This is a genomic window from Pseudomonas benzenivorans, assembly GCF_024397895.1.
GTDB classification, from domain to species: Bacteria; Pseudomonadota; Gammaproteobacteria; order Pseudomonadales; family Pseudomonadaceae; genus Aquipseudomonas; species Aquipseudomonas benzenivorans_A.
This window is the reverse complement of record NZ_CP073346.1, coordinates 3,653,774-3,677,271: the sequence shown is the minus strand read 5'-3', so window position 1 is coordinate 3,677,271 and position 23,498 is coordinate 3,653,774. Positions and strand designations below refer to the sequence as shown.

Here is a 23,498-nt window from a genome sequence, read left to right as displayed (position 1 = left end):
GCGCCGTGCGCACCGAGGGCGACATGGGACCTGCCGGTGCGCACAGCGCAGCCTACAAGTTCCGCTTAAACGAACCGGGAAAAGTCCGCCGGACGCCGCTGCATGAATGCGGTCAGCGCCTCCATGGCCTCTGCCGAACGCAGGCGCTGGCCAAACAGCGCGCCCTCCTCCTCGATCACCCGGCGCAGTTCCTCGCGCCCCGGTGCGCGCATCAGTCGCTTGCTGTCCGTCACCGCCGATGGCGCCAGGTGCTGGAAGCCCAGGGCCATTTCGCGGGCCTTGGCCAGGGTCGCCGCGCCGTCGGCCAATACCTGATTGGCCAGGCCCCAGGCCGCCGCCTGCTCGCCGTCGAAGGGCGCCCCCAGCAGCAGCAGCTCGGCAGCCCTGGCCTGTCCCAGCAACCTCGGCAGGAGCAGGCTGGAGCCGAACTCCGGACACAGGCCCAGGTTGACGAAAGGCATCTTCAGCAAGGCTTCACGGCTGACATAGACCAGGTCGCAATGCATCAGCAACGTGGTGCCAATGCCCACGGCCGGACCGCTCACCGCGGCCACCACGGGCTTGCTGAAGTCGAACAGCGCCCGCATGAAGCGAAATACTTCGCTGTCGGGCCCGGTCGGCGGCGCCTGGATGAAGTCGGCCAGGTCGTTGCCACTGGTGAAACACTCGGCACCGCCGGTGAGCAGCACCGCGCGCACGCTGGCGTCCTGGTCGGCCTGTTGCAGCAACTCGGCCAGGCCGCCATACATGGCGCGGGTCAGGGCGTTCTTCTTGTCCGGGCGGTTGAGGCGCAGGGTCAGCAACCCCGGCTCGCGCTCAACCAGCAAATGCTCGCTCATCAGTCATCCTCGGGCGGCGCCGCGCGCGCTCTCAGGCGTGCGGCAGGAACAGGTCGGCGAACACCTGGTTGCGCGGTATGCCTGCCAGATACAGGCGCCGCGCAAAGGTTTCGACGCTGTGGGGATGACCGCAGAGTAAGGCGAGGGTTTTGCGCGAAACAAGGCGCAGTCCGGCCAAAGCTGCCGGCAACTGCGCCGCGCTCGGTTGCTCGACCTGCAGCTGCGGGTGGCTGTCGGCCAGCGCGGCCAGGGGCTCGGCCAGATAGTGCTCGGTGGGGTCCTGGGCCAAGTGAACGACGCGAATGTCGCCCTGATGATCCTGACGCAGCGCCTCGCGCAGAATGCCAAAGAGCGGCGCCAGGCCGGTGCCTGCGGCCAGCAGCCAGAGGGGCCGCGCCTGCCAGTCCGGATCGTAATGCAGCGCGCCGCCGCGCAACTCGCCCAGGCGCAGACTGTCGCCGGGGCGGAAATTTCGCGCGGCGTCGCTGAAGGCGCCGCTCTGCCGGCAATCGAGGTGAAACTCCAGCCAGGGATCCTCGCCGGGCAGGCTGGCCAGGGAGTAAGGCCGGGCCACCCCGCCTTCGGTCCACAACACCAGATGCTGGCCGGCCCGGTAGCGCAGGGTTTGCTGCGGAACCAGGCGCAGGCGCAGCACGTTGGGGCTGAGCCAATCGCAACTGTCGATGCGCGCGGGCCGGCCATCGCGCAGGGGGTCGAACACCTCGATTTGCAGGTCGTCGACGATCCGGCACTGGCAGGCCAACCGCCAGCCCTGTTCGCGGCGTTCGCCGTCCAGAGCCCCGGGCTTGGCGTCCAGCGGCTCACCGCGCAGGCAGCGCACCAGGCAGGCATGGCAACTGCCCGCACGGCAGCTGTAGGGCACGGCAACGCCCCCCGCGAGCAGGGCATCGAGCAGGTTACAGGCAGGTTCGACGGTCAGGCTGCGCTCACCGACCCGCAGTTCAGGCATCCACTTCCTCCCAGGCTGCCTCGCACCGGTTACGCCCGCTGCGCTTGGCCTGGTAGAGCGCCTGATCGGCGCGGTGCAGCGCCTCGTCGAGGTCATCGTGCTTGCTCAACAGGGTCATTCCGACGGACAGACTCAGGTCGTCCACCTTAACACCCAACGGCTCGGCCCGGCTGAAGGCATCGCGCAGGCGCTCGCAACAGGCGGCGAATTGATCGCAGTCGGTATTGGGCAGCAGCAGCACGAACTCCTCGCCACCGTAGCGGGCCAGCACGTCGCCGTCGCGCAGGCAGGCCCGGGCGACGCCGGCGAACGTCTGCAGCACCCGGTCACCGGCGGCATGGCCGTGGACATCGTTGATCCGCTTGAAATGATCCAGATCGATCAGCGCCAGGCCGTGCTGACGTCCGCCGCTCATGTTCTCCAGCGCACGGCCGGCCAGCCTGAGGAAGTGCCGCCGGTTGAACAGGCCGGTCAACTCATCGGTCGCCGCCAGGTCTTCCAGCTGACGCATCATGCCCCGCAGGGTGTCTTGGTGGGCCTGCAACGCGAAGCGGCGCTGCAGCATGCGCTGGCGCATGGCCTGTACATAGCTGGCAAACAGACTAAGCCAGAGCAGCACCGCGGCCAGTACGCTGACCTGCAGGAACGCCGCCGCCGGATCGGCCAGGCGCGAGGCGAAGGCTTCGTAGAGGTTCAGCCCGGCAAAGCCGCTGAAGGCCAACACCGCGCAGCGGGCGAAGACTCTGGGCGGCAGCTCGAACACGCCGAACAGCAGGATCAGCAGGTAGATCACCAGCAGAGAGCCCCGGGCGTGCTCGAACAGGGCCAGCAGCAGCGTCAGCCAGGTCAGGGCCACCAGCACCTGGGGTTCGGTGAGGCTGGGGTCCTTGAAGCGCAGATTCCTGCCGGAGCGAAACAGCGCGAAGAAACACAGCTGGCTGACGACCACCAGGGCACCGATCAGCACGGCTGCAGGCAGGGTAGCCTGCACCAGCCCGCAGAACATGGCCACGACACAGAGCAGCATGGTCAGGGCGTAGGTCACCACCGCCATGCCGAAGCGCTTGAACAAGAGGCCTTGTAATCGTCGTTGTGTGACCCGCTGGCTGCTCGAGCTCATGAGGGTTATGGGCTCCATCCCATACTGGCATCTGGCCGTCACTGTACCCCCGTGATAGCAAAATGCCTAGCACTGATCCGGGCGATCAGCGCCCGGCTTCGTCCCCTGGCGACTGTCCGCCCGCGGTGCTGCGCGCTATACTGCGGCGCCTTTTTTTAAGCGCGGCTGTTCACCTTGAACGCCTGCGCCGGATCGTGATCCGGCGCCCCGCAGTGCCTGCCCAACGAAGGAGCGCCCCGCATGACCGTGATCAAGCAAGACGACCTGATCCAGAGCGTCGCCGACGCCCTGCAGTTCATCTCCTACTACCACCCCGTGGACTTCATCCAGGCCATGCACGAGGCCTACCTGAAGGAAGAGTCCCCGGCCGCGCGCGACGCCATGGCGCAGATCCTGATCAACTCGCGCATGTGCGCCACCGGTCATCGGCCGATCTGCCAGGACACCGGCATCGTCACCGTGTTCATCCGCGTGGGCATGGACGTGCGCTGGGACGGCGCCACCCTGAGCGTCGACGACATGATCAACGAGGGCGTGCGCCGCGCCTACAACCTGCCGGAAAACGTCCTGCGCGCCTCGATCCTGGCCGACCCGGCGGGCGCACGCAAGAACACCAAGGACAACACCCCGGCGGTGATCCACTACTCCATCGTCCCCGGCGACAAGGTGGAAGTGGACGTCGCGGCCAAGGGCGGCGGCTCGGAGAACAAGTCGAAGATGGCCATGCTCAACCCGTCCGACTCCATCGTCGACTGGGTACTCAAGACCGTGCCGACCATGGGCGCCGGCTGGTGCCCGCCGGGCATGCTCGGCATCGGCATCGGCGGCACCGCGGAGAAAGCCGCGGTGATGGCCAAGGAAGTGCTGATGGAGTCCATCGACATCCACGAGCTCAAGGCCCGCGGCCCGCAGAGCCGTATCGAGGAGCTGCGCCTGGAGCTGTTCGACAAGGTCAACCAGCTGGGCATCGGCGCCCAGGGCCTGGGCGGCCTGACCACGGTGCTCGACGTCAAGATCATGGACTACCCGACCCATGCCGCCTCCCTGCCGGTGTGCATGATCCCCAACTGCGCCGCCACCCGCCACGCCCACTTCGTCCTCGATGGCAGCGGCCCGGCCGAGCTGGAGGCGCCGGATCTGGACGCCTACCCGGAGATCGTCTGGGAAGCCGGGCCGAGCGCCCGCCGCGTCGACCTGGACAGCCTGACCCCGGAGGAAGTGCAGAGCTGGAAGCCGGGCGAGACCGTATTGCTCAACGGCAAGATGCTCACCGGTCGCGACGCCGCGCACAAGCGCATGGTCGAAATGCTCAACCGCGGTGAACCGCTGCCGGTGGACCTGAAGGGCCGCTTCATCTACTACGTCGGCCCGGTCGACCCGGTCGGCGACGAAGTGGTCGGCCCGGCCGGCCCCACCACCGCCACGCGGATGGACAAGTTCACCCGGCAGATCCTCGAGCAGACCGGTCTGCTGGGCATGATCGGCAAGTCCGAGCGCGGCCCGATCGCCATCGAGGCGATCAAGGACAACAAGGCCGTGTACCTGATGGCCGTGGGCGGCGCCGCCTACCTGGTGGCCCAGGCGATCAAGAAGTCCAAGGTCTTGGCCTTCGCCGAGCTGGGCATGGAGGCGATCTACGAATTCGAGGTCAAGGACATGCCGGTCACCGTGGCGGTCGATACCAACGGCGAGTCGGTGCACATCACGGGACCTGCGGTCTGGAACAGGAAGATCGCCGAAAGCCTGGCGGTGGAAGTGAAGTAAGCGCTGCCAAGGTCAAACAAAATGCCCGGCCCAATGCCGGGCATTTTGCTATCGGCCAGCCGCGCCAGGCTCTACCCTGTTTGCCCACGGAAAAAACTGCTGTCCTGGATGCGCCGCCGCCCATGACCCAGGTTCGTAACAGGCCTGCGGCCCGAGGACAGATCCAAGTTCGCCGCTCAGCTGCTGGCAGCTGGCCACCGAGGACCCGCCCATGAAAGACAACAGGCTGCTCGAGATGCGCGTGTTCAAGGCGCTGGTCGATGCCGGCAGCTTCACCGCGGCGGCCCATGTGCTGGGCCTCAGCCAGCCCTTCGTCAGCCAGACCATCACCCAGCTGGAGCGTCGGCTGGGCGTGCGCCTGCTGCACCGCTCGACCCGCGGACGCCGCCTGACCGAGGAAGGCGAGCGCTACCTGGTGTCGTGCCGCCGCATACTCGACGAGGTCGAACAGGCCGAGGCCGAGATTTCGGCAGCGCGCTCGCAGGTCAGCGGCGATCTGCGCATCACCGCGCCCCTGGCCTTCGGCCTGGATCAGATCGTGCCGCGTCTGCCCGCGTTCATGGCCGAGCACCCGCAGGTGATCGTGCACCTGGCGCTGACCGATTCCGTCGCCAATCTCATCGAGGAAAACGTCGACGTGGCGGTGCGCATGGGCCGCCTCGAGGACTCCTCGCTGATGAGTCGCAAGCTGTGCGACCTGCAACGGATCGTTGTCGCCGCGCCGAGCTACATCGCGTCACACGGGGCGCCGAACATGCCCCACGAACTGAGTCGGCACAACTGCCTGATGTGGGAAGGCCCCCTCGACCACCTCAACCGCTGGCCCTTCCTGGTGGATGGCCGCGCGCAGTCGCTGTTGGTCAAGGGCAACTTCCGCAGCACCAGCGGCCAGACCATGTTCGAGCTCTGCTGCGCCGGCATGGGCATCATGCGCCTGGCCGAGCACCTGGCGCTGCCAGCCATCGCCAACGGCTCACTGGTGCCGCTGCTGGAGGAGTACCGCGGCCAGGACGATACCGCCATCCACGCCGTCTTCCTGCCCGAGCGCGAGCTGCTCCCGCGCATCCGCGCCTTCGTCGATTACCTGGTGCAGGTATTCGTCACCCCGCCCTGGTCCCGCCGCTAAGCCGATTCATTGCCCCACGCAATAATTCTTATCGGTTTCATGCCGTTGCCCAGGTAGCGGTGCCTCGATAGATTGCAACCACCGCCCAGTAGTCCGCTTGCCAGCCAGGCCAGAGCGTGACGGGCGGCATGCTGCGCGCCCTTACCGGCCCGACTTCTCGCCCTCACCGCAACGGCTGGCGCGCTCTCCGGATCTCCACACTGAAAACTGCTCCCCAGCGAGCAGCGGGAGAAGTCTTGCCGATCCATTGATGAGGATTCGCCTACGGGCTGCATTTTGCTGTTTAGACAAAAACAAGGAACACAACATGCCTAAGAAAATCGTTTCACGCCTCGCCGCCGCACTCGGGCTCGCCGTACTGCTGCCCCTCGGCCAATCCGCGGCATTCGCCGCCGATGAAGTCTTCAACCTGCGCCTGGGCCACACCGGCTCTCCCGAGCATCATTTCCAGAAGATGTCCGAGCGCTATGCCAGGCTGGTCGACGAGCGCACCGGCGGCAAGGTGAAAATCACCGTCTACCCCTCCGACTCCCTCGGCAAGCAGGTGGAGCTGGTGGAAGGCACCTTCATCGGCACCAACGACATGGTGCTGACCTCCGACGCCGTGCTGTCGAACACCGTGCGCGAGGCCGGCATCATCAACCTGCCCTTCCTCTTCCGCGACTCGAACCACGTGCGCAAGGTGCTCGACGGTGAGGTCGGTGCAGAACTGTCGAAGAAGGTCGAGCAACAGGGCGCCGTAGTGGTCGGCTGGTGGGAGAACGGCTTCCGCCATATCACCAACTCCAAGCAGCCGATCACCAGCCCCGATGACCTCAAGGGCATGAAGCTGCGCGTGCCGGAAGGCCCCATCTTCGTCGACACCTTCCGCACCCTGGGCGCCAACGCCACGCCCATCGCCTTCACCGAGCTGTACTCGGCGCTGCAACTGGGCGTGGTGGACGGCCAGGAAAACCCGCCGGCGCACATCCTCACCCAGAAGTTCTACGAGGTGCAGAAGTACGCCTCCAAGACCGGCCACATCTACCTGTCCTCGCCGGTGCTGATCAACAAGGCCCTGCTCGAGGGCATGCCGGCCGACTACCAGAAAGTGCTGCTCGACACCGGCAAGGAGCTGGCAGCCGAACACACCCAGCTGGTGCTCGACGAGGAAGCCGCACAGTGGCAGGAGATCGAAAAGCTCGGCATGCAGGCCAACGAGGTGGACAAGGCCCCCTTCATCGATGCGACCAAGCCGGTCATCGCCAAGTACCGCGAAGTGTTCGGCCCTGACCTGATCGACGCGATCATCGCCACCAAGTAAGGCGCAAGGCAGGAGAGGGTCCACGCCCCTCTCCTGCCCTAAGGAGGCTGCACCATGCTCGACAAACCCCTGGCCCTGCTGACCCGCGCCCTGAACGGGCTGGCCGCGGCGCTGTTCATCGTCATGACCGCCCTGGTCTGCCTGCAGGTGTTCTACCGCTACGTGCTGAACAGTCCGCTGACCGGCTCGGAAGAGGCCGCTAGGGCGATCCTGATCTACATCGTCCTGCTGGGCAGCGCAGTGGCCGTGGGTAACCGCTCGCACATGGCGATCGACTATTTCTGCAACCGTTTCCCGGCGCCGCTGAGAAAGCTGGCGTCCCTGCTGTACCTGTTGGCGATCGCCGCCATCGCCCTGCTGTTCATGGTCAAGGGCAGCGAACTGGCCCAGCGCACCATGATGCAGACCACCCCGGCCCTGCAGATTCCCAAAGGACTGATCGTCTGCGCCTTTCCGCTCGGTGGCGCACTGATGCTGCTCTACGCCCTGGCAGCCGTACTGCCGCGCACCTGCACCGGCAAGGAGCCTTCGGCCTCCTTGAAGCAAGAATACCTGTCCTGAGGCGCCCCCAATGGTCATCACCCTGTTCCTGGCTTTCTTCGTCCTGATCGTACTGGGCGTGCCGATCGCCTTCGCCCTGGCGGCGGCGTCCATCCTGTCGCTCTACCTGTTCACTGACATGCCCATGCTGCTGGTCGTGCAGCGCATGTACTCCGGCCTGGACGTGTTCGCCCTGATGGCGATTCCGCTGTTCCTGTTCTCCGGCTACCTGATGTCCGAGGCGAAGATCTCCGACCGCCTGGTGGCCCTGGCTTCGGTGTTCCTCGGTCGCTTCAAGGGCGGCCTGTCCCTGGTGGCCACGGGTTCCTCGGCCATCTTCGGCGCGATCTCCGGCTCGGCCAACGCCACCACCGCGGCGATCGGCTCGGTGATGATTCCGGCGATGGCCAAGCGTGGCTACGACCAGGCCGACTCCGCGGCCGTGGTCGCCGCCTCGGGAATCCTCGGGCTGGTGGTACCGCCGAGCATCACCATGGTGCTCTACGGCGTAGTCGCCGGGGTGTCCATCGGCGACCTGTTTCTCAGCGGCATCATCCCGGCGCTGATCATCTCCCTGGGCCTGATGGGGGTGAACTACTACACCGCCCACCGCAAGGGCTACCTCGGCGGCGAGCCGATCCCGCGCCGCGAGGCCGTGCAGATCTTCCGCGACAGCCTGATCGCCCTGGCCATGCCGATGATCATTCTCGGCGGCATCTATTCCGGCGCCTTCACGCCGACGGAGTCGGCGGCCATCGCCAGTGCCTACGGCCTGCTGGTGGGTTTCTTCTGGTACCGCAACCTGAACGGCAAGAGCGTGTTCAGCATCAGCAAGAAGACCGTGGAAGTGACTGCCACCATTCTCTTTCTGATCGGCACCTCGAACATCTTCACCTACATCCTGACCTCGGAGAATGTGCCGCAGACGCTGGCCGCAGGACTGATCGGTTTCTCCGAAAGCCCGCTGGTGATCATGCTGATCATCCTGGCCATGCTGCTGTTCCTCGGCACGTTCCTGGACAATGTCGCGGCCATCATCCTGATTACCCCGACCCTGATGCCGGTGGTTCACAGCCTGGGAATAGACCCGATCTTCTTCGGCGTGTTCATCGTCATCGCCGTGGCGGTGGGCCAGATAACCCCCCCGGTCGGTTTGAACCTGTTTATCGCCACCAACCTGACGGACAGGCGATTCGAGGATGTGTGCCGGAGCACCGTGCCCTACCTGTTCCTGTACACGGCATTGCTGGTCTTTTTCATCTTCACCCCCGGCCTGCTCTCCGTATTCGGATAGGGCCCACCACTTAGCACACCGACAACGCAGCGCGGGTTTCGGCCCGCGGCAGGATTCGCTTGGCCTTTAGCCTGAGCAATACGCCGCGTTCAAGGCCCCTGGCGGTTTAGCCAGCCCCCTTTGAACGCGTCACTAGTACGCCACTGGTACCACTGGAGCACATGCAATGATCGAACTTGGCAATCGAGTTTCCATTTATCAGCCGGAACAACGCGGCCTCAAGTTTCCAGAACTGCCCACCTTTTCCAGCTATGCGCAGGAGCGCCAACACCGCAAGGAAAGGCTGGTCGCCGCCTGCCGCGCCTTCGCCCTGCACGGCCTGGACTACGGTTTCGCCGGCCACCTGACCGTGCGCGACCCGGAGCGCCCCGAGCTGTACTGGACCAACCCCATGGCCGTGCACTTCGCCCAGGTCAAGGTCTCGAACCTGATTCTCGTCGACCATGAAGGCCAGGTGGTCGAGGGCGACTACGCGGTCAACCGGGCCGGTTTCATCCTGCATGCCAACGTCCACGAAGAGCATCCGGACATCATCGCCATGTGCCACGCCCACACGGTCTATGGCACGGCCTTCGCCGCCCTGGGCCGGCCGATCGAACCGATCACCCAGGACGCCTGCGCGTTCTTCGAGGATCACGTGATCATCGGCGACGAAGCCGGCGCCGTGGCGGTGGAAAACCATGCCGGCTCCAACGTGGCCAAGGCCTTCAAGGGCGTCAAGGCAGCCATTCACCAGAACCATGGCCTGCTCACCGCCAGCCGTCACAGCATCGAGGCGGCGGCCTTCTGGTTCATCGCCCTGGAGCGCTGCTGCCAGCAGCAGTTGCTGATCGACGCCAGCGGCCACAAGCCGACCCGCGTCCCCCCCGATCGCGCCCGCTACAGCCGCGAGCACGTGGGCAGCGAATACATCGGCTGGCTGCACTTCCAGCCGATCTGGGAGCAGCTGCTGCAGAACGAACCGGACATGTTCGACTGAGCCCCACGGTCATCGGCGGCGGGGCACGCTTGCCTGCCGCCGATGCCGCCCCCTCGCCGCCGCCGGCGATAGTCGGCGCGCGCCTGCTGTCGGCGAAACTGGCACAATAGCGCCTCCGTTTCTCTGCCCGACTCGCCATGCCCCAGCTGACCACCGACCTCGACCTCGCCTGCGCCCGCCTGCGCGCCGGACATCTGCTCGCCCTGCCCACCGAGACCGTCTACGGCCTGGCTGCCGATGCGCGCAATCCGGATGCGGTGGCCAAGGTGTTCCGGCTCAAGGGGCGGCCGAGCAGCAATCCGCTGATCGTGCACCTGGCCGACGCCGCCCAGGCGGACGACTGGGCCAGCGGCATCGGCCCGGCGGCCCGCCAGCTGATGACGCGCTTCTGGCCCGGTCCGCTGACCCTGGTGCTGCCGGCCGCCGACTGGGTGCCCCGCTCGATCACCGCCGGCCAGGACAGCGTCGCCCTGCGCGTGCCGGCCCACCCGGTGGCGCGCCAGTTGCTCGAACGTTTCGGCGGTGCACTGGTGGCGCCATCGGCCAACCGCTACATGTCGATCAGCCCGACCAGCAGCGCCCATGTGCAGCAGCAGTTCGCCGACAGCGACCTGCTGATCCTCGAAGGGGGCGAATGCCAGGTGGGGCTGGAGTCGACCATCGTCGGCCTGCTGCCGGGCCAGCCGCCGCGCCTGCTGCGCGAAGGCATGCTGGCGGCCGGCGTCATCGAGCTTGAGCTCGGCCAGCCGCTGCAGGGGGGTGGCGCAGGGGCCGTGCGCGCCCCCGGCCAGCACCACCGCCACTACGCGCCGGGGACGCCGACCTGGCGCTTTCGCCAGGCGCCGCCCGAGGCGCTGGCCGACCCGCAGTGCGGCTGGCTCTGGTGCGGTGACGCCAGGCCCAGCGCAGGCCCGTCCCTGGATCTGGGCGACGATCCGGACCAGTACGCCCAGGCACTCTATGCCGCGCTCTATCGACTGGACAACCTGGGCCTGCAGCGGCTGCTGATCCAGAGCCCGCCGGAGCAGGAGGCCTGGGCCGCCATCCGCGATCGCCTGTCGCGGGCCAGCACCGCACTGGACTGAGCCCCTCGCCGCAGCCCGGAACGCCTGAGCTAGTCGCGCTGCAGGTAGTGGACGCTGAACAGCTGGCGCCGGTCGGTCCACACCGCCATGGCCTTGAAGCCCGCTTGCGCGGCCAGCGCGACGAATCCGTCCAGGCTGTACTTGTAGGAATTTTCCGTGTGCAGGCTCTCCCCGGCGGCGAAGGCGAAGTGTTCGTCCTCGATGCGCACCTCCTGCGCCTCGGGACTGAGCAGGTGCATCTCGATGCGCGACTGCGCCGCGTTGAAGAAGGCGCGGTGGACGAACCGCGCCGGGTCGACGTCGCAGTCCAGCTCGCCGCGCAGGCGCTCGAGCAGATTGAGGTTGAAGGCCGCCGTCACCCCGGCCTCGTCGTTGTAGGCCGCCTCCAGAATTGCGGTGTCCTTGACCAGGTCCACGCCGATCAGCAACCCCGCGCCGTGGGGCAGCTGGGCGTGCAGGTTGCGCAGAAAGTCCCGGGCCTGCTGGGGGTCGAAGTTGCCGATGCTCGAGCCCGGAAAGAACGCCAGGGGCTGCTCGCCCAACGCCTCTTCCGGCAGGCTCATGGGCTGGCTGAAATCGGCGCAAGCCGCATGCACCTCGAGCCAGGGGTAGTCGGCCGCCAGGCGCCGGGCGCTGCTGAGCAGGAAGTCGCGGGAGATGTCGACGCCCAGGTAGCTGCTCGGGTGCATGGCCTCCAGCAGCAAGCGTACCTTGCGGCTGGCGCCGCTGCCCAGCTCCACCAGGTTGGCGCTGTGCCCGGCGATCTCGGCGATCTCATGGGCCGCCCGGCGCAGGATCAGCTCCTCGGTGCGCGTGGGGTAATACTCCGGCTGGCGGCAGATCTGCTCGAACAGCTCGGAGCCGCGGCGATCGTAGAAGAACTTCGGCGAGATGGCCTTGGGCGTGCGGGCCAACCCCTGCAGGCTCTCCTCGCGCAACGAATCGCTGTGGGCCTGCTGATGCTGGTCGTGGAAGTGGATTGCCGTCGCCATACTCATGCCTCTCTGGCCAGGCGCAACCCGGAGAACTGCCAGCGCATGGCGGGGTAGAAGAAGTTGCGGTAGCTGGCGCGCAGGTGATCCTGCGGGGTGGCGCAGCAGCCGCCGCGCAGCACCATCTGCCCGCACATGAACTTGCCGTTGTATTCACCCAGGCTGCCCTCCAGGGCGCGGAAGCCCGGGTAGGGGCGGTAGGCGCTGCCGGTCCACTCCCAGACGTCGCCGAACAGCTGCGCTGGCCCCGAGCCAGAATCGGCAGCGGCCATCGGCTGCAGGTGATCCTGCTCGACGAAGTTGCCGCTCAGGGGCGTGCCCTGGGCGGCCAGCTCCCACTCGGCCTCGCTCGGCAGGCGCGCACCGGACCAGGCGGCAAAGGCCTCCGCCTCGTAGTAACTGAGGTGGCAGACCGGCGCATCGGGGTCGAGCTCGCGCAGCCCGCCCAGGGTCAGCTCCGTCCAGCCGCCATCCTCCTCCCGCCAGTACAGCGGCGCCTGCCAGCCGGCCTGCTGGATCAGGGTCCAGCCGTCGGCCAGCCACCAGTCACTGCGGCGGTAGCCGCCGTCGGCGATGAACGCGGCGTATTCGGCATTGCTCACCGGCCGGCTGGCCAACTGGTAGGCCTCGACGAACACCCGATGGCGCGGCCGTTCGCAATCGAAGGCGAAGTCCGCGTCGCCATGACCGATCTGCCCGAGGCCGCCGGGGTAGCCCTGCCAGCGCAGGGGCGTGGCCGGTTTTGCACGGCTGCGGCGCAGGTCGCTGCGGTAGGCCGGCAGCATCGGGCTCTGCGCGAGGAGGTGCTTGATGTCCATCAGCAGCAGTTCCTGGTGCTGCTGCTCGTGCTGCAGGCCCAGCTCGACCCGCCGCGCCAGCTCCGCCACCCGCTCACCTGGCGGGCGCTCGAGCAGCGCCGCCATCGCCTCGTCGACATGGGCACGGTAGCGATAGACCTCGGCCACGGTCGGTCGCGACAGCAGTCCGCGCTGGGCGCGGGGAAAGGGCGTGCCGTGGGTCTGGTAATAGGAATTGAACAGGTGGTCGTAGCGTTCATCCAGGGGCCGGTAGCCGGGCAGGAAGGGACGCAGCAGGAAGGCCTCGAAGAACCAGCTGACATGGGCCAGGTGCCATTTCGGCGGGCTCACGTCCGGCATGCTCTGCACGCCATAGTCCTCCACCGCCAGGGGCTGACAGAGACGCTCGGACTGGCCGCGCACCGCCCGATAGCGGCAGAGCAGCGCCTCGAGCGCGCTCGGGCATGGCTCATCGGTGCAGGCGGTTCTCGACATGGGGCACGCTCCTGATGCGGCGAATCACTAGACAGCCTAGATGACCCCGCCCGCACCGGACGGAGTTGGCGACGTAATGCCCCGTCGCTCCGCGTACGGCCTCTGCCCGCGCACGCCGCGGGTCAACGCTCGAGGGGCAAGCGCCCCCATGCGCTCGCCAATCCCCAGACAAACCGTGGCGCACGGCCATAGACCGGTCGATTTCCAGCTGCAAGCCACTGCCCCGGCAATAGAGGAGACCTAGCAGCTCGGGCAACGGGCCGCTGCGGGAAAGGGCTTAGGGAACCGCGACAGCGCTCATGGCGACGGTCTCCCGTGTGATCTGCTGTCCAGGCGGCCCCTCAACCGCCCCGCGCGCCAAAAAAGCTGCCGCAGATCGCCCATGCCAGCTGCTCACTTGCTTATCGACTCGCCCCGTCAAACCCCATTCAGGCGCTTGAGGTCGGCGGCCAAACGCTGCCTGGCCTGGGCCGTCAGCGCCGCGCCGGCCAGCTCCGGACGGCCACAGTTGAACGGCGGCTGGGGCGCATACTCGAGCTGCAACTGGATGGCCTTGGCTTCCTCCTCGCCGCGCACCAGGGCCACGAGCCACAAGGCCAGGTCGATTCCGGACGTGACCCCGCCGCCGGTGATGCGGTTGCGGTCCACCACCACCCGCCGTTCATCGATACGGGCACCGAAAGCCGGCAGATAATCGCGGTAAGCCCAGTGGCAGGCAGCGCTATAGCCTTTGAGCAGGCCCGCCGCGCCGAGCAGCAGCGAGCCGGAACAGACACTGGTGACCCAGCTGGCCTGGGCGCCCTGGCGCTGCAGCCAGGCGAGCACGGCGCCGTCGCGCATCAGCGCCTGCTGACCCGGGCCACCGGGCACCAACAGCATGTCCAGGTCGGGACAGCTCTGCAGGGTGTCGCTCGGAAGCAGGCTGATTCCGGCGTCGCTAGGCACCGGCTCCAGGCTCTTCCAGACGAAGTGCAGTGCGCTGTCGCTCATGGCCGCCAGCACTTGGGCGGGCCCGGTCAGGTCCAATTGGGTGAGATGGGGGTACAGGAGGAATCCGATTCTGAAGGGCATGTTCACTGCTGGCTCCTAGGGCTGAGAGCGCACCACGGCGCTCATGGACAGCATTGTTCTTGCCGGAGCCTCTGACATCCATGACAATAAATTGCCGATTTCTGCCAAACCAGGAGCCCCCGTGCCCCACTCCATCGCCGCCCGACGCAAGATTGCCCTGGTCGCCTTCCCGGGCGTGCAACTGCTGGACATTGCCGGGCCGGCGGACGTATTCGAGATGGCCAACAGCTTCAACCTAGAGCCCGTTTACGAGCTGCTCAGCGTCTCGGCCCTGGGTGGCAACACCGCCACCACCAGTGGCATCGACATCGCGACGGTGGCGGCGTCCGAGGTACCCGCCCCCAGCCTGGACACCCTGATCCTTGCCGGTGGCAGCCCGCAGGGCCTGAACGAGGCGATCCAGAACCCGGCCCTGAGCGCCTGGGTACGCCAGGCGGCGAGTACGGCGCGACGCTTCGGTTCGGTCTGCTCGGGGGCCTTCGCCCTCGCCGAGTGGGGGCTGCTCGATGGCCTCCGGGCCACCACCCATTGGGCAGCGACGGCTCGCCTGCAGCGCCGCTATCCACACATCGAGGTGCAGGCCGATGCGATCTATGTCCGCAACGATCAGGTCTGGACCTCGGGTGGCGTGACCTCGGGGATCGACATGTGCCTGGCGATGGTCGAGGAAGACCTTGGCAGGGTGGTCGCCACGCGGGTCGCCAAGCAGCTCATACTGCCGGTGCGCCGACTGGGCAACCAGTCGCAGTTCTCGTCGTTACTGGACAACCAGGCCGGACGCTACGCACGACTGATCGACTGGCTGCGCGCGCACCTGCGCGAGCCGCTCAACATCGAGCGGCTGGCCGAACAGGCGGGGGAATCGGCGCGCAGTTTCTACCGCCACTTCCAGGCCGAAACCGGGCAGAGCCCGGCAGCATTCATCGAGGCGTTGCGCCTGCAGGTCGCCCGCGAACAGCTCGAGGCCGGCGCCTCGGTCAAGGCCGCGGCACGGGCAGCCGGGTTCACCTCCGACGAGCAGCTGTCCCGGGTATTCGCCCGCCGCTGCAACATGACGCCGTTGCAATACCGCCTGACCCATCGCCGCTGACGGCGGGCTCCGCCCGCCGCTCACAGCAGGCGAATACGCTGCGCCTCGAACTGCTCCGGCCAGTCGCGGCGGGTGAACACCTGGCCCTGTTCGCGCACCCGGCGCACACCGTCCAGGTCCAGATCGCAGATCAGCCACTGGCTGGAGGATGGGCAGAGTTCGGCGCTCTCGGCGAGCACACCAGCGGGCGGCAAACCGTAGTCGGAGGGCAGGTACAGCGCTGCGCGACCGATGTTCTCGTCCAGCGCCGGCGACCAGGGCGCCAGACCGACGGTGGGCGCTTGCAACACGGCGATCTGGTTTTCCAGGGCGCGCGCCTGGGCGCCGATGCGCACTCGGTGAAAGCCGGCCTCGGTGTCGGTGCAGCTGGGGGCGAGAATCAGGTCGGCGCCGGCTTCGGCCAGCTGGCGGGCGAGCATGGGGAATTCGTTGTCGTAGCAGATCAGGATGCCCAGCTTGCCCAGGGCGGTGTCGAACACGCGCAGACCGGCGCCAGCCTCGATCTGCCATTGCTCGCGCTCGAAGCGGGTCATGATCAGCTTGTCCTGGAAGCCCAGATTGCCCTCGGGGCCGAACAGCCAGGCGCGGTTGCGGTAGTGGCCATCGGCACCGAGCACCGGCAGCGAGCCGGGTTGCAGGTACACGCCGAGACGGCGCGCCAGGTCCTCGCACAACTCCAGCCAGGCCGGCAGCAGCGGCTGGATGCCGGCGATGGAGGCATGCAGGTCGCCGCGCTGCGCGTCCGGCAGCTGGCCGCTGAGCACCAGCCCGGCATATTCCGGCAGCAGCAGGATCTGGGCGCCCCGCTCCGCCGCGTCGCGGCACAGGCCGTCGAGGTGCTCGGCGTAGGCCTGCCAGTCTTCCAGCAGGTCGATGTGGTACTGGCAGGCGGCAAGCCTGATCACGGACGAATCTCCTTCAGCCAGAAGGACAGCGGCTTGGGCGACTCGGCGCTCTCGTCGAGGTCCTGCCAGAGGAACTCGGTGCGCAGTTCCGGGTGATGCTGGTAGCCGCGGCGCTTCCAGAAGTCGTTCAGCGGCTGGTAGTCGTCCGGCCGCCGGGGGTGTTCCCGGGGCCGCTCGACCGCGCAGAAGGCGCACCAGTCGAAGCGGCCGAGGCGGCGGGCGAAGCCTTCGCGCTTGGCGAAGAAGCCTACGCCCAGGCCCTGGCCACGGTACTGCGGCAGCAGCAGCGACTCGCCGAAGTAGAAGACCCGCTCCGGATCCCAGCCCTGTTCGATGAACGGCCGCTGGAACGCCTCGGTTTCATCGGCCAGCGGCAGGCCGGTGGAAGCGCCGACCACGTGCTCATGGTCGAGCACCAGCACCACCAGGCTGTCGGCCGAGCGCGCGTAGGTAGTCAGGTATTCGGTCTCGTAATCCAGCGAACCGTCATACAGATAGGGAAACTCGCGGAACACCTCGATGCGAAGCCGGGCGAGGTCGGGGATATAGGGCTCGATTGCGGGCCCTTGCAGCAGGCGGATATCCATGGTCAGGTCGTTCCGTCGCAGGGAGGTGACGCAGGCGACTAAGCCGGCATGAGAGGCCGAAACTATCATGTCGACCCTTTTCTACTTTCCCCATTGCGACTGGAGCATTGCCATGACCGCTACCGAACTCGTTCAGGCCTACTACGCCGCCTTCAACGCCGGCGACATGCCCGCCTTTCTCGCCCTGCTGGACGACCAGGTGGTGCACGACATCAACCAGGGCGAACGCCAGGTCGGCAAGGCCACCTTCGCCGCTTTCATGGACAAGATGAACCGCTGCTACCGCGAACGCCTGAGCGACATCGTGGTGATGCAGAACGCCGACGGCAGCCGCGCCGCCGCCGAGTTCGTGGTGCACGGCGAGTACCTGGCCGACGACGAGGGCCTGCCGCCCGCCCAGGGCCAGACCTACGAGCTGCCCGCCGGCGCCTTCTTCGAGATCAAGGACGGCAAGGTGGCGCGCATCAGCAACTACTACAACCTCAACGACTGGATCGCCCAAGTCGGCTGAGGTTACGCGCGGCGCTCGCCGCCGCGCCGCCAGTCCTGCGCGTCTGGCAACGGGTGGCCGCTAGCGCTGGCCGCGCTGCCTGCACAGGTAGCGATAGAGCTTGCGTGCCACGGCCAGCGGCAGGTGCATGCTGCCGGTACGGCGCTGCACGGCATGCTCGATGCTGCGCCCCACCCACCAGGCGCCGTAGATGGAAAAGCCGCAGCCCGAATCCGGATCGTAGGACGCCACGGCCTGGACCATCCCCCGGCGCCCTGCCTCGATCAATGCCGGCAAGGGCACACCGCGACCCTCGCAGTGCAGGGCCAGCCGCGCCACCAGCGACCGATGGCATTCGACCAGGCGCGCGCCACTGCCCTCATCCCCACCGCGCGCCAGGGCCATCAGGTAGCACTCCTCAGCGGCGGCGAGCGGCGGGCAATAGCCGATTTCAGTGAGATAGCCTTGAATGGCCGCCGCCGCGGCGGCTGAGCGCATCGGGTCGGGAAGCATCCAGCGCCCCGCAGCCGCTGCCACTCTGTGGTCATCGGACGCTATGCCCTGCATGCTGCCCTCCGCAAAATTGCCGTGCACAATCGCAGGCTACTGCAAAGCCGCATCGGTGAAGTTGACCTGCATCAACGTCCCCCCACAGTTGTATCTGGACGTCGATCGGCGGCGCAGTGCGCCTCGGCCCTAGAGACTGATCCTGGTGCCCAGCAGCCGCAGGAAAGCGGCCAACCAGACCGGGTGCGCCGGCCAGGCCGGGGCGGTGACCAGGTTGCCCTGAACATGGGCATGATCCACGGCGATGTCCACATAGTTGCCACCGGCCTGACGCACCTCCGGCGCGCACGCCGGGTAGGCGCTGCACTCGCGGCCTTCGAGCACCCCAGCGGCGGCCAGCAGCTGGGCGCCATGGCAGATGGCGGCGATCGGCTTGTCGGCCTCGGCGAAGGCCTGCACCAGCGCCAGCACCTGGGGATTCAGGCGCAGGTATTCGGGCGCGCGGCCACCGGGGATCAGCAGGGCGTCGTAGTGCTTGGCCTCGACTTCGGCGAAGTCGAAGTTCAGGGCGAAGTTGTGCCCGGGCTTTTCGCTGTAGGTCTGTTCGCCTTCGAAATCGTGAATGGCGGTGCGCACCGACTGCCCGGCGGTCTTGTCCGGACAGACCGCATGGACGCTGTGTCCGACCATCTGCAGGGCCTGGAACGACACCATCACCTCGTAGTCCTCCACGTAGTCGCCGACCAGCATCAGTACTCGCTTTGCAGCCATTGGCTTTCTCCTGAGCGGGGTTGCGGGCGAAAGAAATTTCCGCCACCTAAGGAGTAGACCGGCGTCTGGGCGAATCTGCGTCAGTGTCCAGGCCAGAACGGCCATGTGGCCGCCGGCAGGGGCCGGGCCGCCGCGCGTCAAGGGTGCCTAGCTAGCGGCGGCGGTCGAGCAGGTTGACCGCCAGGCGATCCAGCCAGCCCCACAGGCGCTGCTGCACCCGCTGCCACCAGGGCTGGGCTTGCCACAGCTCCAGGCTGATCTCAAGGCTGTCGGTGAAGTCCGCCTGGAAGCAGGCCAGGACCTGCTCGGTCAACTCGGAATCATGGGCTTCCAGGTTGGCATCGAGGTTGAAACGCAGGTTCCAGTGATCGAAGTTGCAGGAACCGACGCTGACCCAGTCGTCCACCAGCACCATCTTCAGGTGAAGGAAGCGCGGCTGATACTCGAAGATCCGCACCCCGGCCTTGAGCAGCTTGGGGTAATAGCGCTCGCCGGCGAAGCGCACCGGCGGATGGTCGCTGTGCCGGCCGCTGGTCAGCAGGCGCACGTCGACGCCGCTGGCGGCCGCCTTGCGCAGGGCGCGGCGCACCTTCCAGGTCGGCAGAAAATAGGGCGTGGCCAGCCAGATGCGCTGCTGGCCGCCGCGCAGCGCACGCACCAGGGCCTGCAGAATGTCCCGGTGCTGGCGCGCATCGGCGTAGGCCACACGCCCCCAGCCAGGCCCTTCGGGCGGTGGCGAGGGCAGGCGCTTGACCCCCTGCAGGGCTGCACGACGCCAGCCCCGGCGCACGCCGCTCGCCTGCCACTGGTGCTCGAACAGCTGCAGCCAGTCCTCCACCAGAGGACCGGCGATTTCCACCATGACCTCGTGCCACAGGCTCTGCGCCTCGCCGGGCCGCCAGAACTCGTCGGTCGAGCCGGTACCGCCGACGAACGCCTGCTCGCCATCGACCAGCAGCAGCTTGCGGTGGTCGCGGTAGAAGTTGCGCATGCCGCGCCGCCAGCGCAGCGGATTGTAAAAGCGCAGCTGCACCCCGGCCACGCTCAGGCGGCGCCGGTCGGCCTGACGCAGGGCCTGGCTGCCATAGCCATCGAACAGGCATCGCACCGCGATGCCACGCTGGGACGCGGTGCACAGCGCCTGCAGCAGGGCGTCGCTGCAGGCGCCGCTCTCGATCAGGTACAGCTCCAGCTCGATCTGCCGTTGCGCGCCCTCGATGACCTCGAGCATCCGCGGGAAGAAGGTCGAGCCGTCGCGGAGCAAGACGAACTGATTGGCACTGCGCCAGGGAAAGATGGTCCCGGGCATCAGCGCACAATCAGCTTCGATACAGTGGAAGGCGGCGGGGCAAGCGGCTTGCGCATAGGTCCTCGGTGGGAAGGCGACGCTGGCGCCACGATAGCCGTCCGCAAGGCCCGGAGCAAACCCGCCGGCCCGCGCCGACCCGACACGCTCAGTCGAGGGCCGCCAGGGCCTTTTGCAGCCGCCTGCTGCGGGCGGTCTCGGCGATCTCCAGCAGGCCCTTGTCACGCTTCCACATCGTCGCCCAGTGCGCCGGCCCCGCGGCGCAAGCGGCGTCCACCTCGGCGGCCATGGCGGCGAACTGGGCGAACAATCCACCCAGCAGCAGGTGGCTGGCGGCCGCCGTGGCACTCAGGCGGCCGACCTCGGCGCAGCCGGCCAGCAGGCCCAGCAGGCGCAGCTGCAAGGCCTGCGGCCAGTCCGACTCGCGCCCCACGCCGTGCAGCCAGGCAGTCAGCGCGGTCAGCACGTGCAGGTCCTCGATGCTGCGAAACGGCCTGACGTAGTCATCCCAGCCATCGCCGGCCAGTCGCAGGCAGTGGGCGTCTTCCAGGTGCAGGCGGGCATGGCCGATGTCCGGCATCATCGGCATGGGCCGCAAAGTCTCGATGCGCACACCCGGCGCGCCGTTGTGCACCACCCCCAGGGCCAGGCGCGGTGCCTGGCCCTGGGCCTCTTCGCGCGCGGCCACCAGCAGCCAGTCGGCGGCATCGGCGGCGGTGACGAAATCCTTGCGTCCGCTCAGCGCCAGGCCGCTGAGGCGCGTGCTCATGTCGGCCGGGCGCACGCTGTTGTTCTCGGTCACGCACAGCGCCCCCAGGGAGCGCGGTGCCGACGGCCAGAGCACGCGCAGGGCGCCCTGGTAGCCGGCGAGAAAAGCCAGTCCCGGGGTCGCCGCCAGGCGCCCACCGAGCAACGCCAGCTCGAACGGCGAGGGGTTGCCCAGGCGTTCCAGCAACGCCGCGTACCAGTCGTCCAGGCTGGCGGCAGGCAGACGGTCGTGGGGTTGCAGCAGGCGTTGCCAGGGCATGGGGGAGTCCTCGACGGTTGAAGGGGGCGCTGTCACACAAGCATCACCGCAGCGTCACAGGGGTGACACCGAGGCTGCCTAGCCTGAGCTTGCCCAACAAGATCGACCGGCCGCAAGTGGAAAGCCGGCTTATGGAGGCTCAGGCATGACCCAGACCGCCCTCACCCAAGACCGCAACACCGCCGTACGCCGCCTGCGAGCCGAACGCTTGCTCGGCCCCGCCGCCCTGCGTGAAGCCCAGGCGCTGCGCTATCGCGTGTTCAGCAGCGAATTCGACGCCAAGCTCAAGGGCGCCGACCAGGGCCTGGACATGGATGACTACGACGTGCACTGCAGCCACATCGGCGTGCGTGACCTGGACAGCGGCGAACTGGTGGCCACCACCCGCCTGCTCGACCACCAGGCCGCCGCCGGCCTGGGGCGCTTCTACAGCGAGGAGGAGTTCAGCCTGCACGGCCTGCGCCACCTCGAGGGCCCGCTGCTGGAAATCGGCCGCACCTGCGTGGATGCCGCCTACCGCAACGGCGCCACCATCGCCGTGCTCTGGGGCGAACTGGCCGAAGTGCTCAACCAGGGCGGCTACCGCTACCTGATGGGCTGCGCCAGCATCCCCATGCAGGACGGCGGCATCCAGGCCCAGGCGATCATGCAGCGCCTGCGCGAGCGCTATCTGTGCACCGAGCACCTGCGCGCCGAACCGAAGACCCCGCTGCCGCCCCAGGAAGTGCCGGGCAACGTCATCGCGCAGATGCCGCCGCTGCTCAAGGCCTACATGCGCCTGGGTGCGAAGATCTGCGGCGAACCCTGCTGGGACCCGGATTTCCAGGTCGCCGACGTGTTCATCCTGCTCAAGCGCGACGAACTCTGCCCGCGCTATGCCCGGCACTTCAAGGCCGCCGTCTGATCGCACTTGCCAGGCTCGCCGGCACTGTGTAGACAGTGTCGGCCCCTGCCTGCCGTGGAGTAGCCGATGAAGAAACTGCGTCTGTCCTGGCGCCTGCTGCGCCTGGCCGCCGTGCTCGCCCTCGGCGCCTTGCTGGCCGCCGGCGTGAGCCTGCTCGAGCGCCTGGTACGCCACGACCTGATGATCACCCGCCAGCGCATGACCCGCTGGTTCCTCGCCCGCCTCGCCGGCGCCCTGCCGTTTCGCCTGCGGGTAAGCGGCGAGCTGCCCGACGCGCCGATGCTCTGGGTCAGCAACCATGTGTCCTGGACCGACATCCCGCTGCTCGGCCTGCTCGCGCCGCTGTCCTTCCTGTCCAAGGCCGAGGTGCGCGACTGGCCCCTGGCCGGCTGGCTGGCGCACAAGGCCGGCACCCTGTTCATCCGCCGCGGCGCGGGCGACAGCAGCATACTCGGCCAGCAGCTCGGCGCCCACCTGCAGCGCGGCCGCCATCTGCTGATCTTCCCCGAAGGCACCACCACCGACGGTCAGGCGGTGCGCACCTTCCACGGTCGCCTGCTGAGCAGCGCCATCGACAGCGGCGTGGCCGTGCAGCCGGTGGCGATCCGCTACCTGCGCGGCGGCCAGCCCTGCGCCATCGCCCCCTTTATCGGCGACGACGACATGCTTTCGCACCTGCTGCGCCTGCTGCAGAGCGAGGTGGCCGAGGTGGAAATCCAGCTGCTGACGCCCATCGTCAGCAACGCGCTGAATCGCAACGCACTGGCCCGACGCGCCCGGGCGGCGGTGAGCCAAGCCCTGTTCGGCGCAAGCGCCGCGCCCGCCGCGTCCCCGCGCGAACAGCAGGCCGCCTAGCACCTCGGGCCTACTCGGTCACCAGGCGCTGGCCGGCGGCGAAGCGCTGCAGCTCGGGGTAGAACAGGCGGAAATCCTCACTCAGCGGCTGGTACAGCCGCTCCAGCTCGGCCATGGCGCCGTCCAGTCCCTCCGGCCTGGACAGGCGCCGCTGCATGGCGTGAAGCACCTGCTCGAGCACGGCAAAATCGGTGTAGCTGCCCAGCCAGTCCTGCTCGGCCATGCGCGGCGCGATCGACGCCAGGCGCCCGGGCAGTGCCGGCTCGGCGACTAGCAGGCGGTACACCCGGCCGGTGAACTGCTCCAGCGGCTGATCGGCATAGTCCGCCCAGTGCAACGCCAGGCAGTGGTCGAAGAACAGGTCCAGGAGGATGCCGGCATAGCGCCGACGCGCGGCCGGGAAACGCGCCCGCGAACGGGCCTGCAAGGGATGGTTGTCGGTGAAGGCGTCGATGCGCCGGTGCAGGCGGATGGCCGCCTCGATGTCCGCCGGCCATTGCCCGGCCAGCGGCCCCTTGACGAAATCGCCATACAGGCTGCCGAGCAATTGGGCCGGCGCGTCGCCGCCGAGGTGCAGGTGTGCGAGGTAGTTCATGCCTGCAAGCTTACACATCAGGGCGCGCAATGATCACTATCGGCGCAAACGATCTGTATATCGCCCTGCAGCGATATAGAGTTCGC

24 protein-coding genes are annotated in these 23,498 nt (G+C 67.6%); 11 read left to right on the top strand and 13 right to left on the bottom strand.

The window, feature by feature from the left end:
- Positions 1-65 precede the first annotated feature (65 nt).
- From KDW96_RS17245 to KDW96_RS17235, 3 genes are read right to left on the bottom strand one after another with little or no spacing between them, the layout of a single operon-like run.
- A complete protein-coding gene (locus KDW96_RS17245; RefSeq protein ID WP_255837445.1) occupies positions 66-839 on the bottom strand; it encodes an enoyl-CoA hydratase in 774 nt (257 codons plus the stop codon).
- 31 nt (positions 840-870) lie between these two features.
- Positions 871-1,809: an iron-sulfur-binding ferredoxin reductase gene (locus KDW96_RS17240; RefSeq protein WP_255837444.1), complete on the bottom strand. Its 939-nt coding sequence runs from the start codon at positions 1,807-1,809 to the stop codon at positions 871-873.
- The gene (locus KDW96_RS17235; protein ID WP_255837443.1) at positions 1,802-2,929 is read right to left on the bottom strand and encodes a GGDEF domain-containing protein; all 1,128 of its coding nucleotides are present in this window, start codon (positions 2,927-2,929) and stop codon (positions 1,802-1,804) included. The genes KDW96_RS17240 and KDW96_RS17235 overlap by 8 nt, the downstream gene beginning before the upstream one ends.
- A gap of 240 nt (positions 2,930-3,169) precedes the next feature.
- On the opposite strand from KDW96_RS17235, the gene KDW96_RS17230 reads away from it, so the two are divergent.
- The 7 genes from KDW96_RS17230 to KDW96_RS17200 all read left to right on the top strand — a co-directional run bounded on the left by KDW96_RS17230 (position 3,170) and on the right by KDW96_RS17200 (position 11,020).
- A complete protein-coding gene (locus tag KDW96_RS17230) occupies positions 3,170-4,693 on the top strand; it encodes a fumarate hydratase (RefSeq protein WP_255837442.1) in 1,524 nt (507 codons plus the stop codon).
- A 211-nt stretch (positions 4,694-4,904) separates the two neighbouring features.
- Complete coding sequence (locus tag KDW96_RS17225) at positions 4,905-5,819, top strand: LysR family transcriptional regulator (RefSeq protein ID WP_255837441.1); 915 nt, start codon at positions 4,905-4,907, stop codon at positions 5,817-5,819.
- Between the two features lie 307 nt (positions 5,820-6,126).
- A complete protein-coding gene (locus KDW96_RS17220) occupies positions 6,127-7,122 on the top strand; it encodes a TRAP transporter substrate-binding protein (protein ID WP_255837440.1) in 996 nt (331 codons plus the stop codon).
- A 54-nt stretch (positions 7,123-7,176) separates the two neighbouring features.
- Positions 7,177-7,683 (top strand): TRAP transporter small permease, encoded by a 507-nt coding sequence (locus KDW96_RS17215; protein WP_255837439.1) that lies wholly within the window; start codon positions 7,177-7,179, stop codon positions 7,681-7,683.
- Positions 7,684-7,693: 10 nt separating this feature from the next.
- A complete protein-coding gene (locus KDW96_RS17210) occupies positions 7,694-8,956 on the top strand; it encodes a TRAP transporter large permease (protein WP_255837438.1) in 1,263 nt (420 codons plus the stop codon).
- A gap of 166 nt (positions 8,957-9,122) precedes the next feature.
- Positions 9,123-9,935: a class II aldolase/adducin family protein gene (locus KDW96_RS17205; protein ID WP_255837437.1), complete on the top strand. Its 813-nt coding sequence runs from the start codon at positions 9,123-9,125 to the stop codon at positions 9,933-9,935.
- 137 nt (positions 9,936-10,072) lie between these two features.
- Entirely contained in the window at positions 10,073-11,020 is a 948-nt protein-coding gene (locus KDW96_RS17200; protein ID WP_255837436.1) for an L-threonylcarbamoyladenylate synthase, read from the top strand.
- Between the two features lie 29 nt (positions 11,021-11,049).
- Here the strand turns inward: KDW96_RS17200 and egtD are convergent, their stop codons facing one another.
- The 3 genes from egtD to KDW96_RS17185 form a co-directional block, all read right to left on the bottom strand.
- Complete coding sequence (gene egtD, locus KDW96_RS17195) at positions 11,050-12,012, bottom strand: L-histidine N(alpha)-methyltransferase (protein ID WP_255837435.1); 963 nt, start codon at positions 12,010-12,012, stop codon at positions 11,050-11,052.
- Between the two features lie 2 nt (positions 12,013-12,014).
- Complete coding sequence (gene egtB / locus KDW96_RS17190) at positions 12,015-13,304, bottom strand: ergothioneine biosynthesis protein EgtB (RefSeq protein ID WP_255837434.1); 1,290 nt, start codon at positions 13,302-13,304, stop codon at positions 12,015-12,017.
- A gap of 417 nt (positions 13,305-13,721) precedes the next feature.
- Positions 13,722-14,375, bottom strand: coding sequence for a DJ-1/PfpI family protein (locus KDW96_RS17185; protein ID WP_255837433.1), 654 nt, complete (start codon positions 14,373-14,375; stop codon positions 13,722-13,724).
- A gap of 121 nt (positions 14,376-14,496) precedes the next feature.
- On the opposite strand from KDW96_RS17185, the gene KDW96_RS17180 reads away from it, so the two are divergent.
- Positions 14,497-15,465 (top strand): GlxA family transcriptional regulator, encoded by a 969-nt coding sequence (locus tag KDW96_RS17180; protein WP_255837432.1) that lies wholly within the window; start codon positions 14,497-14,499, stop codon positions 15,463-15,465.
- 20 nt (positions 15,466-15,485) lie between these two features.
- Here the strand turns inward: KDW96_RS17180 and KDW96_RS17175 are convergent, their stop codons facing one another.
- Positions 15,486-16,370, bottom strand: a complete 885-nt coding sequence (locus KDW96_RS17175) for a carbon-nitrogen hydrolase family protein (RefSeq protein ID WP_255837431.1) — start codon at positions 16,368-16,370, stop codon at positions 15,486-15,488.
- Entirely contained in the window at positions 16,367-16,957 is a 591-nt protein-coding gene (locus KDW96_RS17170; RefSeq protein ID WP_255837430.1) for a GNAT family N-acetyltransferase, read from the bottom strand. The genes KDW96_RS17175 and KDW96_RS17170 overlap by 4 nt, the downstream gene beginning before the upstream one ends.
- Positions 16,958-17,069: 112 nt before the next feature.
- Here KDW96_RS17170 and KDW96_RS17165 point away from each other — a divergent pair, with 112 nt between their 5' ends.
- On the top strand, positions 17,070-17,468 hold the full coding sequence (locus KDW96_RS17165; protein ID WP_255837429.1) for a nuclear transport factor 2 family protein: 399 nt from the start codon (positions 17,070-17,072) through the stop codon (positions 17,466-17,468).
- 60 nt (positions 17,469-17,528) lie between these two features.
- On the opposite strand, the gene KDW96_RS17160 is transcribed toward KDW96_RS17165, so the two are convergent.
- The 4 genes from KDW96_RS17160 to KDW96_RS17145 form a co-directional block, all read right to left on the bottom strand.
- Positions 17,529-17,960 (bottom strand): sigma factor, encoded by a 432-nt coding sequence (locus KDW96_RS17160; protein WP_255837428.1) that lies wholly within the window; start codon positions 17,958-17,960, stop codon positions 17,529-17,531.
- 183 nt (positions 17,961-18,143) lie between these two features.
- Positions 18,144-18,725: a DJ-1/PfpI family protein gene (locus KDW96_RS17155; RefSeq protein ID WP_255837427.1), complete on the bottom strand. Its 582-nt coding sequence runs from the start codon at positions 18,723-18,725 to the stop codon at positions 18,144-18,146.
- Between the two features lie 151 nt (positions 18,726-18,876).
- Entirely contained in the window at positions 18,877-20,034 is a 1,158-nt protein-coding gene (locus KDW96_RS17150; RefSeq protein ID WP_255837426.1) for a phospholipase D-like domain-containing protein, read from the bottom strand.
- A gap of 145 nt (positions 20,035-20,179) precedes the next feature.
- The gene (locus KDW96_RS17145; RefSeq protein ID WP_255837425.1) at positions 20,180-21,058 is read right to left on the bottom strand and encodes an acyl-CoA dehydrogenase family protein; all 879 of its coding nucleotides are present in this window, start codon (positions 21,056-21,058) and stop codon (positions 20,180-20,182) included.
- A 145-nt stretch (positions 21,059-21,203) separates the two neighbouring features.
- Between KDW96_RS17145 and olsB the strand changes: the two genes are divergently transcribed.
- Together olsB and KDW96_RS17135 are read left to right on the top strand one after the other, a co-directional pair.
- On the top strand, positions 21,204-21,962 hold the full coding sequence (gene olsB, locus KDW96_RS17140) for an L-ornithine N(alpha)-acyltransferase (protein ID WP_255837424.1): 759 nt from the start codon (positions 21,204-21,206) through the stop codon (positions 21,960-21,962).
- Between the two features lie 66 nt (positions 21,963-22,028).
- Entirely contained in the window at positions 22,029-22,817 is a 789-nt protein-coding gene (locus KDW96_RS17135; protein ID WP_255837423.1) for a lysophospholipid acyltransferase family protein, read from the top strand.
- 10 nt (positions 22,818-22,827) lie between these two features.
- Here the strand turns inward: KDW96_RS17135 and KDW96_RS17130 are convergent, their stop codons facing one another.
- A complete protein-coding gene (locus KDW96_RS17130) occupies positions 22,828-23,412 on the bottom strand; it encodes an acyl carrier protein phosphodiesterase (RefSeq protein WP_255837422.1) in 585 nt (194 codons plus the stop codon).
- Positions 23,413-23,498: the final 86 nt, after the last annotated feature.